This is a genomic window from Tessaracoccus sp. MC1865, assembly GCF_017815535.1.
Taxonomy (GTDB): domain Bacteria; phylum Actinomycetota; class Actinomycetes; order Propionibacteriales; family Propionibacteriaceae; genus Arachnia.
The window spans coordinates 2,447,405-2,460,078 of record NZ_CP072596.1 but is presented as its reverse complement, the minus strand read 5'-3'; the positions used below and the strand labels follow the sequence as shown (position 1 = coordinate 2,460,078).

The window sequence follows — 12,674 nt, the reverse complement described above, 5'->3', positions numbered from 1 at the left end:
GGTGCCAGTGGAAGCTAAGGGGGACCCCGTCATCGACCGAATCACGCTCACCGGGCTCACGGCCACCGGCTTTCACGGTGTCTTCCCGCAGGAACGCCGCGAGGGTCAACCCTTCGTCGTCGACGTCGAACTGGAGTTGACCGTTGACACCGTCAGCGACCAACTGGCCAACACCGTGAACTACGCCGAGATCGCCGCAGATATCGAAGCCGTCGTCACCGGCGAACCGCGAAATCTCATTGAGACCGTCGCAGGCGAGATTGCGGACAGGTGCCTCAGCCATGGGAGAGTGGACCGGGTCACGGTTACGGTGCACAAGCCCAAGGCCCCCATCAACCAGACCTTCACGGACGTATCCGTCACGATCAGCAGGAGCAGACATGTCTAACGGCCCCTTCGAAATCGATGTCGACACCCTCGGCAACCTGCGCCCCATCTCCAAGGTGGTGCTCAGCCTGGGTTCGAACCTCGGTGACTCGGCCGCAATCCTCCAGGAAGCAGTTGATTTCCTCGCGGAGACGCCTGACCTGATCCTCGTCGATGTGTCACCCGTCTACCAGAGCGAACTGGTGGGGGAAGGCCCGGACCAGAGCGATTTCCTCAACATGGTGGTGGTGGCCGAGTCCACCCTCGAGCCGCTCACCATCCTGGACCGCTGCCTGGCGATCGAGGAGAACTTCGGCCGCAGCCGCGAGGTCCGCAACGGCCCCCGCACGCTCGACATCGACATCATCATGGTGGGCAAGCGCATCTCCGAGGGAGACATCGAGCTGCCCCACCCCCGCGCCCACGAGCGCGCCTTCGTCCTCGTTCCGTGGCACGACGTGGACCCGAACGGCGAGATCGCAGGTCACGGCCCCATCGCTGAGCTGCTGGACGACATCGATGTCAGCGTGCTCACGCCACGCCGCGACATCACGATCCAAGCCAACACTGGCTTTTGAGCAGCAGGGAACCCAGGCCGAAGCTGGGGTTGACCACACCTCGCCAGGCCGTCGTGTCTGTCCTGTCCGGGGCGGTGATCTTCGCCCTGGTCATCCTCGGGTTCGAGGCCGCCGGCCATTTCCCACCTGTGGTGCCCTGGTCCGTGCCCATCATGCTGGTCGGCCTGGCCCTGGCCGTGGCCATCTACAGCGGGGCCCTGCCCAAGCGGATCGAGGAGAAGCGCCTCGCGCCGCAGGAGGGCCTGGCCGCCCTCGCCGTCGGCAAGTCGATGATCATGACCGGTGCGTTGTTCGCCGGTGGGCACATCGTCTACGTGATGCGCTACCTCTCCCAGCTGGACGCGGCATTGCCGTCGGCCCGCGTGATCCAGGGCAGCGCCACCATCGCCGCCGCCCTCCTCCTGGCCGGCGCCGGCGCGCTGTTGGAGCGGGCGTGCGTCATCCACGACGACGACGATGACGAGGACAAGCCCGACGGCTCCTCGCCCTCGCCGGCCTGAAATAGCAGCCCGCGGCGCGACGCACTGGGAACACCGCAACATGCCCGTTTCAATACACGGGTGTTTGTTCGAGCGTACCTACAATGGGCGCCATGGTTGGTCGTCGCGCAGCTCACAAGTCCTCAGAGCGCACTATTGCACTCACAATTCTCGCCGTCGGCACCGCTGTCTCGCTCGCCTCGATGGCGGGCAACGTCTGGCTCGTGCGTGCGGGGGTCATCGTCGCTGTCCTCATGGCGGTCGCTGCGGTCTACGTGGTGTGGCGTCAGCTCAGCTTCGAGCGGGTGCTGCACTCAGAGGAACTCAAGCATGAGGTGGATCTGCGCTCGCAACAGGCGGACCGGCACCACGCCGAATCCGTCGCGATGATCGAGCGGTACAACGCCCGTGCAGACAACCTCAAGGCGGTCATCGCGAAGCTGCGTGGCCAGCTGGGAGCCGCCAAGTCGGAGCTCAGCTCCATGCGCGGCAACAGCGTCTGGCTGCGTGCCGAGGTGGCGGAGCGGCAGGCCCGCATCGTCGCCCTGGAGAAGCGCATCGCGGATCTGGAGGCGGAGCGCGCCGAGCGTCAGGCCGAGAACACCGCCAACATCGTCGAACTCCCCAGCCGCGCGCTGCACCCCAGCATCGACGACATCTGGGGCGAGGACGAGCACCCCACCATGGTGGACATCGCCAAGCTCAACCTCGACGTACTGCCGGACCTGCGCAGGCACGCCTGAGAGGCGCAGCCCCGCCCTACTTGTCCAGATCCCCGATGGAGTAGCCCAATGAGGCTATGACGTCGGGGATCTGTGCTGTGGTGGCGCCCTCGAGGGCCTTTCCCAGCGCCGAGACGTTGGCGAACGACGGTGTGCGCAGCGCCACCCGCCAGGGCGTCTGCCCGCCCCGCGAGTTCATCAGGCACGAGGCGATTCCCCACGGTGCCTCGATGTCAGTGCTGTGCTGACCCTCCGGCACCCGGAGGCGACGAGAGAGTTTGATGTTGACCTCTCCAGGCGTCTGGGCGGCCAGGGCGAGGGCCACGCGGATCATGTCGACGGAGGTCCCCACCTCGTCGATCAGCACCCCGAGGCGGGCCTCGGCGTCGCCGGCGGTGCGGGTGTGGACGGGGCGGAAGACGCTCCCGTAAGCGAGGTAGCCGTCGGCTCGCCGATCCGGGTCGAATCCGGCGGCCCGTGCCACCGGGCCGGTCAACCCGAATCCGAGGCACGCGGACTGGTCGAGAATGCCCAGGCCGGAGAACCGGCTGGTCCGGTCGAGGATCGCGCGGAGGTCTGCAGAGAGCCGCGCCACGTCGTCCAACAGTTCGTCCAGGGTGGCGAGCCATCCGTCGGGGGCATCTGTGGCGAGGCCGCCCACCCGGTTCAGCATGGGGTGGACCCGGTTGCCGGTCCAGGCGAGGAAGCGGCTGCGGATCTCCTCGACCACCCGCCACAGACGCTCATTCGGCTCCGTGCCGGATGACAAATAGCTGAGAAATGAAAGGTGGGAGTGAATGCGGGCCAATTCCGCGAGGAGGGTGCGGAGAATGATTGCCCGCGGCGGCGCGCTGAGGCGCATCGCATTCTCCAGCGTGAGGGTCAGCGACAATTCACCGCTGAATGCCGCGAGCCAATCGTGCCTGTCCCCGAGCATGATCATGGCCCGGTAATCCCGTACCTCGAAGAGCTTCTCCGCGCCCCGGTGGCCGTAACCGCTGGTCACATCTGCGGCGACGATACGATCGGCCTCCGTATCCACGGCGAGCGTGATCAGGCCGGCACTCGTGGGGTGGCGTGGACCCAGGGTGATCGGTTGGTGGTCAGGGAATGCGAGCCCGCCAACGCTGTATCTCGTGGAATTCACGGTGGCACCCTCTATTCATAGACCCGACCGAAGCGCTAATCTGCTGGCTATCCTAGCTTTCACCGGATACATCTAATAAGGAGATTTCAATGGCCCGACTGGTCCGCGTGGTTCACATCGACGACTTCGACGGCGCCGAGGGGGCTAAGCCGGTGGAATTCTCCATCGGTGGAGACGCTTACACGATCGATCTCACGCCTGAAAACGAAGAGGCGCTGCGGGAACTGCTCGCCCCCTACATCGCCAAGGCGGACAAGGTCGGCCGTCGGCGTGCCTCCTCCGGTCGCGGTGGTGCCAAGAAGGTGACCAACTCGGACGTGCGCGACTGGGCTCGCGCCAACGGGTACAAGGTCTCCGACCGTGGCCGGATCGCAGCCGACATCGTCGCCGCGTACGAAGCCGCCAACTGATCTCCCGGCGGTGTACCACCGCCGGGCACCCTGGTCCATCCGCGGCTCTGTTCGCCGCGGGAGAAGCGTAGGACCTTTGTTCCTCTCCAAGCGTTAGTAAGCTTGAGACTCAAGTTGCCTCCGTGCGCGTCGCGCGGCAACGGGAAGGGAAGAAGTTCTTATGTTCGAACGGTTCACGGACCGAGCCCGCCGCGTGATAGTGCTGGCGCAGGACGAGGCTAAGCTGCTCAACCACAACTTCATCGGCACGGAGCACATTCTGCTCGGCCTCATCCACGAGGGCGAGGGCGTGGCTGCCAAGGCTCTGGAATCGCTGGGCATCGCCCTCGAGGCCGTGCGTGACCAGGTCGAGGAGATCATCGGCCAGGGTCAGCAGGTGCCGACGGGGCACATCCCGTTCACGCCGCGCGCCAAGAAGGTGCTCGAGCTCTCGCTTCGCGAGGCTCTGCAGATGAACCACAACTACATCGGTACCGAGCACATCCTGCTCGGCCTCATCCGCGAAGGCGAAGGTGTGGCCGCCCAGGTGCTGATCAAGCTCGGTGCTGATCTCAGCCGCGTGCGCAACACCGTGCTGCAGCTCATCACCGGCTACCAGGGACGCGAGTCCTCCATGTCCGGTGCGCCCGAGACCGGCGCGGAGAAGTCCAGCTCGCAGGTGCTGGACCAGTTCGGCCGCAACCTCACGCAGGCTGCGCGCGAGAACCAGCTGGACCCGGTGATCGGCCGCGTGCACGAGATCGAGCGCGTCATGACGGTGCTCAGCCGCCGCACCAAGAACAACCCGGTGCTGATCGGTGAGCCCGGCGTCGGCAAGACTGCCGTCGTCGAGGGCCTGGCCCAGGCAATCGTCCGTGGTGACGTGCCCGAGACGCTGCGCGACAAGCAGATCTACACGCTGGATCTGGGTGCGCTGGTCGCCGGCTCCCGCTACCGCGGTGACTTCGAGGAACGCCTGAAGAAGGTGCTCAAGGAGATCAAGACCCGCGGCGACATCATGCTGTTCATCGACGAGATCCACACGCTCGTCGGCGCCGGCGCGGCCGAGGGTGCCATCGACGCAGCGTCGATCCTGAAGCCCATGCTGGCGCGCGGTGAGCTGCAGACCATCGGTGCCACCACACTCGACGAGTACCGCAAGCACATCGAGAAGGACGCCGCGCTGGAGCGCCGGTTCCAGCCCATCCAGGTTGCCGAGCCCTCCGTCGCGCTGACCATCGACATCCTCAAGGGTCTGCGCGACCGCTACGAGGCCCACCACCGCATCACGATCACCGACGAGGCCCTGGCGGCCGCGGCCACCATGGCGGACCGCTACATCCAGGACAGGTTCCTGCCGGACAAGGCCATCGACCTGATCGACGAGGCCGGCGCGCGCCTGCGCATCCAGCGGATGACCGCCCCACCGGACCTGCGTGAGTTCGACGAGATGATAGCTGCCAACAAGAGGGAGAAGGACTCCGCGATCGACGCGCAGGACTTCGAGAAGGCAGCCCGTCTCCGCGACGAGGAGCAGAAGCTCCGGGCGCAGCGTGCGGAGAAGGAGGAGGCCTGGAAGCAGGGCGATTCGGACATCCCCGCCGTCGTCGGTGAGGAGGAGATCGCGGTGGTGCTCTCCGGCTCCACCGGCATCCCGGTGTTCAAGCTGACGGAGGAGGAGTCCCAGCGGCTGCTTCGCATGGAGGACGAGATCGGCAAGCGGATCATCGGCCAGAGCGACGCGGTGCACGCACTGTCGCGCTCCATCCGACGCACCCGCGCAGGCCTCAAGGACCCGAAGCGTCCCAGCGGCTCGTTCATCTTCGCCGGCCCCTCGGGCGTCGGCAAGACCGAGCTGACCAAGGCGCTCACGGAGTTCCTGTTCGGCGACGAGGACGCGCTCATCACGCTCGACATGTCTGAATACTCCGAGAAGCACACCGCCTCCCGGATGTTCGGCTCGCCCCCCGGCTACGTCGGCTACGAGGAGGGCGGCCAGCTCACGGAGAAGGTGCGCCGCAAGCCGTTCTCCGTCGTGCTGTTCGACGAGATCGAGAAGGCCCACCCGGACATCTTCAACTCGCTCCTGCAGATCCTCGACGAGGGTCGCCTCACGGACGCGCAGGGCAGGGTCGTGGACTTCAAGAACACGGTCATCGTGATGACGACGAACCTCGGTTCGCGCGACATCTCGAAGTCGGTCAACCTGGGATTCTCCCGGGCCGACGACCATGGCTCGAGCTACGAGAAGATGAAGAACAAGGTGTCGGACGAGCTCAAGCAGCACTTCCGCCCCGAGTTCCTCAACCGCGTGGACGAGATCGTCGTGTTCCACCAGCTTCCGCAGGAGGACATCGAGCGGATCGTCGACCTGATGGTCGCCCAGATCGAGGGCCGCCTGAAGGACAAGGACATGGGCATCGAGCTCACGTCCGCGGCCAAGACGCTGATCGCCAAGCGGGGCTTCGACCCCGTGCTGGGTGCCCGCCCGCTGCGTCGTGCCCTGCAGCGCGACATGGAGGACATCCTCGCCGAGAAGATTCTCTTCGGTGACCTGACCGCCGGTCAGATCGTCCTGGTGGATGTCGCGGAAGAGGGATCGGAACTGCCGTTCTCGTTCACCGGCGTCGCCAAGTCCGCCGTCGAGGAACTGGAACCGGCGAAGACCGCGGAGTAAGCGTCCGCACAGACGACGTGGGGTGGGTCCGAAAGGGCCCACCCCACGCTGCGTTCCGGCCCGCCTCACGGGGGCGGGATGATGCCCACCCGCACGGCGGCGACGGCGGCCTCGGCCCGCCCGCGTACCCCGAGCTTGCGGTAGATGGCACTGGTGTGGTGCATCACGGTCTTCGGCGAGAGGACCAGCCGCTCGGCGATCTCCTTGTTGCGGTGACCGCTCACCAGGAGGCGTAGCACGTCGCGCTCGCGGGCGGTCAGCTCGCTCGGCGGTGAGAAGGCGGGTGCCTCCGCGGCACCGGGGTTCGCGATCCGCAGCACGTAATCGACCGCCTCCGCCGCGGCGCTCTCCAGTGAGAGGTACGTGCCCTCCTCGGCGCATCGGTCGAACTCGTTCTCGCCCAACGAGGCACTGGCCATCGCCACGGCCTCGTAGTACTGGGTCTGCAGCACCGAGGGGAGCGCGCCGAGGATGAGTTCGTTCCACTGGAGCAGCGAGCCGTGCAACCGGGCCGCAACCCTGGGGTGCCCCATCCGGGCGGCCAGCCGCAGCGTCAGCAGCACGTGGGGTACCAGGGCGTTGCCGTTGCGGTTACGGGCGACGAGCCGGTAGCGCGCGATGAGCCAGGGCGCGGAGCTGGCCGGGTCTGCCGTAGAGAGCGCCTGAACCGCCAGGAGGACCAGAGTGAAGGACTCCAGGCGCCGGTCTCCCAGGTCGCGGGCGAGCGCCAGGGCCCGTCGCAGCGCCGGCAGGCCGCCGGGAGAATCAGGTGTGGTCGAGGGCAGCCGCCCGAGCAGCAGGGCGCTGTAGATCATCGCCTTCTGGTCCCCGGCCTGTTCGGCCCGCTGCCAGGCGGACATGGCGATGTCGGTGGCACCCTTGTGGTCGCCGAGCACGTGGCGGATGGTGGCGACACCGAACTCGAAGCGGGCCCGCCAGCCGTCCAGTCCGAGGCGCGTCGCGATCTCGAGACCGTCAGCGGCGGCCTTGCCGGCGCGGTCGTAGTCGCGCAGCACCCCCAGGGTCAGGACTTCGGCCAGGCGCGGGAACAGCAGGTCCTCAGGACGCCCCAGGGCCTCCGCTATCGCCACTCCCGTGTTGAGGTTCTTCTGGATGCGTGGCACCCGTTGGACCGCGTCGGAGGTGAACGACTCGATGAGGGCCAGCCACGTAAAACCGTCGAGCTTCACCTCCAGGGGAGTGTCGGCCCTCTTCAGGAGGCGGTACAGGACGTCGCCGATGATGTCCTCGTCGCCCCGGCGGTCCGCCTCCGGCAGGAGGTCGACGGCGAGCCGCGCCGCCATCGGCGGGTTGACCGCCTCCAGCTCGTGGACGGCCCCCCTGGCGGCATCGTAGGTGGAGGCCAGCAGAGCGATGGCCGACAGGTCGTCGCCGCCTGAACGGTGGAGGGCCGCCTGCCGGGCGATGGCTGCGTACTGCTCGGGGCCCACCGGCGCGCCGTCCTCCGACGACGCCCGGGGCGGTTGTCGGTGGTCCACGGGGCCGAGGGAGAGGGACGCGAGAAGGGCGCCGCCGAGGCGGTGCTGGGACACAGCGAGCACGGTCACGCCTTCGCGTTCCGCGGCGGCCGCGGTCTGGGCCTCGCGGCCCGCGAGGTTCTCGGCGTGGTGTGCGACGAGGAGTTCCGGCTCCCACATGGAGGACCGCCCTGGTGCCGAGGTTCGGCGGGCCGGGAGCCTGCGCATCGCGGTGAGGACCCGAGCCAGTGCCTGATCGGCGTCGAGCGTGGTCAGGTCGACGTGGGAGGGCTCGCGGTACTGGCTGGTCAACCGCTGCAGGGCCCCCAGGATGAGGGTGGAACGGTCAGCTGCTGCGCCTCCGCTGACGCACACCACCCCCGGCGACAGCCGCGCGAGGACGGCGACCAGCCGATCTGCCATCTGTGGTGACATGCCCCCGCACCTTCCGCGCCCATCCGGCACCGTTCGGGCCAATCTTATCCCCGGGTACCGCTGCGGGGGCAGGGGCCCGAAACTAATTTACGCGTGCGGCGGTGCCGGTTGCGGCGTCCACCATCGCCCGAGCGGCGTCCACCACGGAGGGAATCAGCTTCTCAGGCGGAAATCCCTGATCAATCTGCACGAACGCCGCCTGGAGGATGCCTCGGGTCAGCGCGACGTTGAGCCGGACCAGGTCAGGGTCTTTCAGCAGCGCGCGCCAGGCGCTGATGAGCGAGGCGCGCAGCACGGTGTGGGCCTGGTCCGCGATGGCGGAGGTGACCTTGGAGGCGCCCGGCTGCTGGGCCATCTGCATGAGCCACCCGTGACCGCTGCTGGCGGCCTCCTCGAGGTTGGCCCGCACCCAGGCGACAACCTGGTCCCCGGGGTCCGTCACTTCGGCGACGGCATCACCGACCGTCTTGGACCACAGGGGGAGGTAGCGGGCCACGACCATGCCGCGCAGGTCGTCGATGCTGTCCACGTAGCGGTAGATGCTGTTGCGCGCGATGCCCGCGTCCTGCGTCACCTTCCCAGCGGTGAGGGGTAGCCCGGCGCGGAGCAGCGCCTCGGCTGCGTCGAGGAGTTTGACCTCAACCTGCGCGCGGTGCTCCGCGACGGAGGCAGCGGCGATCTTCGGCATGGCGACATTGTGTCACGCCGGAACGATGGCGCCCCCGACCAGGGTCACCCGAACTGAGAGCGTGTCGAGTTTCGACGGCGAGGCCACCGTCGCGGTCTGGCCGTCGGGCAACAGCACCTTCACCTCGACGTCGTCGATGGTGAGCGTCTGGTCGACGACCGCCAGCTCGAGACCGTGCGGATCCAACTGGAGCGAGGCGGGGCCGATGCCCAGCAGCTCGCCCGTGGCCAGGCTGCCCGTCCAGCCCAGGCGGCGCGCCTCGGCCTCGACGACGAACGCGCGGTAGCCCAGGAAGGCGGCGACCTGCCTGCTGTGCGGCCGCTCCCGCAGGATCTCGGGGGAGGCCAGCTGGAGCAGCCGCCCCTCGTCGAGCACGGCCACGAAGTCCGCGATGGTGTACGCCTCCTGGTGGTCGTGGGTGACGTAGACGGCGGTGGTGTGGGTCTCGCGCAGGATCCTGGCGAGGTCGTCGGCCAGCCGGCGGCGCAGACCGGTGTCGAGCGCGGAGAGGGGCTCGTCGAGGAGTAGGGCCCGTGGCGACGGGGCCAACGAGCGGGCCAGCGCCACCCGCTGGGCCTGGCCTCCGGACAGTTCGGTGGTCCGGCGGCTGCCGTAGCCTGCCAGGCCGACGAGTTCGAGCATCTCCTCCACGCGCTCGTACTGCTCCGGCTTGGGGAGTCTGCCCAGGCCGTAGGCGATGTTGCGGGCCACGTTCATCGTCGGGAACAGTTGGCCGTCCTGGAACACCAGGCCGAAGTTGCGCTTGTGCACCTTCACGGGGGCGAGGTCCTCGCCGTCCCAGAGGATGGCCCCCGACGAGAGGGGTTGCAGGCCGGCGATGGCCCGCAGCAGCGTCGACTTGCCGGATCCGGACGCGCCCAGCAGCGCCACGATCGTGCCCGGCTCCACCCGGAGCGACACGTCGTCGACGGCGACCGTGCGGCCGTAACGGACCGACACATCGCGTACTTCCAGACCGGTCACCACGCGGCCACCTCCTTCGGCCGCAGGCGTTCGGCGGCGGCCATCGTGATCCCTGCCAATCCTGCCAGCACCACGGAGGCGGCCAGCGCCACGCCGTAGTTCTCTGCGCCCGGGCGGCCGAACAGCCGGAAGATCAACACAGGCAGCGTCGGGTTGTCCGGCCGGGCCAGGAAACTCGTGGCACCGAACTCACCCAGCGAGGTGGCGAAGGCGAACCCCACCGCCAGGCCCACCGCCCGGCCGAGATGGGGCAGCTCGATGCGGCGCACCACCTGCCAGGGCGTGGAGCCCAGCGTGGCCGCGGCCTCGAGTTGGCGGGGGTCGATGGCGCGCAGGGTGGGCAGCAGTGTGCGGACCACGAGCGGCAGGGCGACGACGGCCTGGGCCACGGGGATGAGCACGATGCTGGAGCGGAGGTCCAGCGGCGGCCGGTTCAGCGTGATCAGATAGCCGAAGCCCACGGTGACGGCGGACACGCCCAGCGGCAGCAGGAACAGCGACTCCACCACGGCCAGTGCGGATCTGCCCGCCGCGCGTCGGGGTCGCCTGGAGGCGACGAGCGCCACGAGCAGCCCGAGGGTCACGGCGATGGCCGTCGCTGCGATGGCTGTGACCAGTGAGGTGCGGAGTGCTGCCCACACGCTCACTCCGGCGCCGCCCTCGGCGGCGAGTTGCAGGTAGTTGACGACGGTGAACCCACCGTCGCGGTGCAGTGAGCGCCACGCGAGGTTGGCGAGGGGGAGGCCGAGCAGCGCCACGGCCACGGCCAGCGTCAGGCCGAGCGCCGGACCGTCGCGGCGCAGGGAGAGGCCGCGCTCCGAGTCGACGTCGGGTTGCAGCCTCAGGGCGCGGGTCATGCGGGCCTGGGCGCGGCCGCTCAGCCAGAGAGCGGCGGACACGATGACGAGCTGGGTGATCGACAGGGCGGCGGCCGACGGCAGGTCGAGGAGTTGCGTGGTGAGGAACCAGATCTCGGTCTCGATGGTGCGGTAGCGGGTCTGGCCCAGCACCATCACAATGCCGTAGCTGGAGGCGCTGAACAGGAACACCAGGGATGCGCCGGAGACGATCGCCGGCGTCAGCGCCGGCAGCGTCACGGTGCGCAGTGTGCGGAGGGGAGAGGCGCCCAGCGTGCCGGCGGCCTGGGCCAGGCGCGGGTCGAGGCGCGCCCAGAGGGTGCCCACCGTGCGCACGATCACGGAGTAGTTGAAGAACACCATCGCGGCGAGGATGGCGGCCGGGGTGCCGGCCAGGCCGAGCCAGCCGAGCAGCCCGTCGGGGCGCAGCAATGAGCCGAATGCGACGCCCACCACCACCGTGGGCAGCACGAAGGGGATGGTGATGAGGGCGCGCAAGGTGTCGCGGCCGCGGAACCGGCAGCGGTAGAGGAGGTAGGCGCCCGGCAACCCGAGCACCAGACACAGCAGCGTGGAGGCGGTGGCCGTGCCGAGGGTGAACCAGATGGCCCCCCAGGTGCGGCGGGAGCCGAAGACTGAGCTGAAACCCTCGAGCGTCCATGAGGTGTCGTCGTGGAAGCCCCGCAGCACGAGCGCGGCGGCGGGCCACGCGAAGAAGAGCGTCAGGAAGGCGGCCGGAACGAGCGCCGTCAGCGCCCATCCCAGCCGCCAACCCAGGGTCGATCTCACCCCATGGCCTCGGTCCAGTCACGGATCCACTGGTCGCGGTTCGCGTCGATCTCTTCGGGGGAGACCTCCACCGGCGACGGTGCCAGCGGCGCGAAGCGGGCCCACTCCTCGGGCAGTTCGGTGTCGGTCACCGCGGGGTACATGTACATCTCGGTGGGGAACACGCTCTGCACCTCGGGGCTGAGCAGGAAGTCGACGAAGGCGCGGGCGCCTTCCTCGTTCTGGGCGCCCGCGAGGACGCCGGCGTACTCGACCTGGCGGAAGCACGTGTCCAGCAGCGCTTCGGTGGTGGATTCGTCCCCGTCCACTGTGTACGCGGGGGAGGTGGCGTAGCTCAGCACCAGCGGGCGGGGCCCTGCGCCGTCGGCGCCCGAGAAGTCCGTGTAGTAGGCCTCGGTCCAACCCGAGGCGACCTTCAGGCCGTTGTCCGCCAGGGCGGACCAGTAGTCGAGCCAGCCGTCGCCCTTCTCGCCGATGGTGGCGAGCAGGAAGGCCAGGCCCGGCGAGGAGGACGCCGGGTGGGTCACGACGAGGAGGTCCTTGTATTCGGGTTTGAGGAGGTCGTCGAGGGTGGCCGGGATGGTCAGGTCGTGCTCGGCGAACCAGCGCTTGTCGGCGTTGATGCACACGTCGCCGAAGTCGATGGGCGTGAGGCCCTCGGTGGCCATGGCCCTGGCCTCCTCCGGGAGGGCCTCTGACTCGTAACCGGAGAGGACACCCTCCTCCGCGGCGCGCGAGGCGTAGGTGTTGTCGATGCCGAACACCACGTCGCCGAGCGGCGAGTCCTTCGTGAGGATGAGCTGGTTGACCAGGGTGCCGCTGTCGCCGGGCTGGACGTAGGTCACGTCCAGGCCGGATTCCTCGGCGAACCGGGCCTTGAGGTCGTCCGGCAGGCTGAACGAATCGTGGGTCACCACCGTCAAGGTCGACGACGAGGTGAGCGCCTCGGACGTCTCGCGCGCGGGGCCTTCCGTGCCCCCCGGGGTGGCCGCTCCGCCGCAGGCCGCCAGCGCCAGCACGGCGGCGGCCGCGATGGCAGAGTGTACGAAGAACTTCATGTCCGCTCCTTCAAGAGGAGGGCTCGG

12 protein-coding genes are annotated in these 12,674 nt (G+C 68.5%); 6 read left to right on the top strand and 6 right to left on the bottom strand.

Going from position 1 to position 12,674, the window contains the following annotated elements:
- Position 1 precedes the first annotated feature (1 nt).
- From folB to J7D54_RS11470, 4 genes are all read left to right on the top strand, one after another.
- Positions 2–388 (top strand): dihydroneopterin aldolase, encoded by a 387-nt coding sequence (gene folB, locus J7D54_RS11485; protein WP_245243981.1) that lies wholly within the window; start codon positions 2–4, stop codon positions 386–388.
- Complete coding sequence (gene folK, locus J7D54_RS11480; protein WP_182764007.1) at positions 381–944, top strand: 2-amino-4-hydroxy-6-hydroxymethyldihydropteridine diphosphokinase; 564 nt, start codon at positions 381–383, stop codon at positions 942–944. Before folB ends, folK begins: the two co-directional genes overlap by 8 nt.
- Before the next feature lie 29 nt (positions 945–973).
- Positions 974–1,444, top strand: coding sequence for a DUF3180 family protein (locus J7D54_RS11475; protein WP_182764006.1), 471 nt, complete (start codon positions 974–976; stop codon positions 1,442–1,444).
- A gap of 92 nt (positions 1,445–1,536) precedes the next feature.
- Positions 1,537–2,166: a hypothetical protein gene (locus tag J7D54_RS11470; protein WP_182764005.1), complete on the top strand. Its 630-nt coding sequence runs from the start codon at positions 1,537–1,539 to the stop codon at positions 2,164–2,166.
- Between the two features lie 16 nt (positions 2,167–2,182).
- On the opposite strand, the gene J7D54_RS11465 is transcribed toward J7D54_RS11470, so the two are convergent.
- Positions 2,183–3,292 carry an NADH-quinone oxidoreductase subunit D gene (locus tag J7D54_RS11465; protein WP_182764004.1) on the bottom strand — a complete coding sequence of 370 codons (1,110 nt, stop codon included), beginning with the start codon at positions 3,290–3,292 and terminating at the stop codon, positions 2,183–2,185.
- Between the two features lie 89 nt (positions 3,293–3,381).
- Between J7D54_RS11465 and J7D54_RS11460 the strand changes: the two genes are divergently transcribed.
- A complete protein-coding gene (locus J7D54_RS11460) occupies positions 3,382–3,702 on the top strand; it encodes an Lsr2 family protein (protein WP_182764003.1) in 321 nt (106 codons plus the stop codon).
- A gap of 160 nt (positions 3,703–3,862) precedes the next feature.
- Entirely contained in the window at positions 3,863–6,358 is a 2,496-nt protein-coding gene (locus tag J7D54_RS11455) for an ATP-dependent Clp protease ATP-binding subunit (protein WP_182764002.1), read from the top strand.
- A 65-nt stretch (positions 6,359–6,423) separates the two neighbouring features.
- Here J7D54_RS11455 and J7D54_RS11450 read toward each other — a convergent pair whose 3' ends face one another.
- The 5 genes from J7D54_RS11450 to J7D54_RS11430 form a co-directional block, all read right to left on the bottom strand.
- Positions 6,424–8,271, bottom strand: coding sequence for a LuxR C-terminal-related transcriptional regulator (locus tag J7D54_RS11450; protein WP_182764001.1), 1,848 nt, complete (start codon positions 8,269–8,271; stop codon positions 6,424–6,426).
- A gap of 82 nt (positions 8,272–8,353) precedes the next feature.
- Positions 8,354–8,959, bottom strand: a complete 606-nt coding sequence (locus tag J7D54_RS11445; RefSeq protein ID WP_182764000.1) for a TetR/AcrR family transcriptional regulator — start codon at positions 8,957–8,959, stop codon at positions 8,354–8,356.
- Between the two features lie 12 nt (positions 8,960–8,971).
- Entirely contained in the window at positions 8,972–9,946 is a 975-nt protein-coding gene (locus J7D54_RS11440) for an ABC transporter ATP-binding protein (RefSeq protein WP_245243979.1), read from the bottom strand.
- Complete coding sequence (locus tag J7D54_RS11435; protein ID WP_182763999.1) at positions 9,940–11,589, bottom strand: iron ABC transporter permease; 1,650 nt, start codon at positions 11,587–11,589, stop codon at positions 9,940–9,942. Before J7D54_RS11435 ends, J7D54_RS11440 begins: the two co-directional genes overlap by 7 nt.
- Positions 11,586–12,647, bottom strand: a complete 1,062-nt coding sequence (locus J7D54_RS11430) for a thiamine ABC transporter substrate binding subunit (protein WP_182763998.1) — start codon at positions 12,645–12,647, stop codon at positions 11,586–11,588. Before J7D54_RS11430 ends, J7D54_RS11435 begins: the two co-directional genes overlap by 4 nt.
- Positions 12,648–12,674 lie beyond the last annotated feature (27 nt).

Bases quoted from the DNA above. Each gene is read 5' to 3' on its own strand.
- J7D54_RS11455 (WP_182764002.1), top strand. From the start codon at position 3,863: ATGTTCGAACGGTTCACGGACCGAGCCCGCCGCGTGATAGTGCTGGCG.
- J7D54_RS11450 (WP_182764001.1), bottom strand. From the start codon at position 8,271: ATGTCACCACAGATGGCAGATCGGCTGGTCGCCGTCCTCGCGCGGCTG.
- J7D54_RS11445 (WP_182764000.1), bottom strand. From the start codon at position 8,959: ATGCCGAAGATCGCCGCTGCCTCCGTCGCGGAGCACCGCGCGCAGGTT.
- J7D54_RS11470 (WP_182764005.1), top strand. From the start codon at position 1,537: ATGGTTGGTCGTCGCGCAGCTCACAAGTCCTCAGAGCGCACTATTGCA.
- folK (WP_182764007.1), top strand. From the start codon at position 381: ATGTCTAACGGCCCCTTCGAAATCGATGTCGACACCCTCGGCAACCTG.
- J7D54_RS11430 (WP_182763998.1), bottom strand. From the start codon at position 12,647: ATGAAGTTCTTCGTACACTCTGCCATCGCGGCCGCCGCCGTGCTGGCG.
- J7D54_RS11460 (WP_182764003.1), top strand. From the start codon at position 3,382: ATGGCCCGACTGGTCCGCGTGGTTCACATCGACGACTTCGACGGCGCC.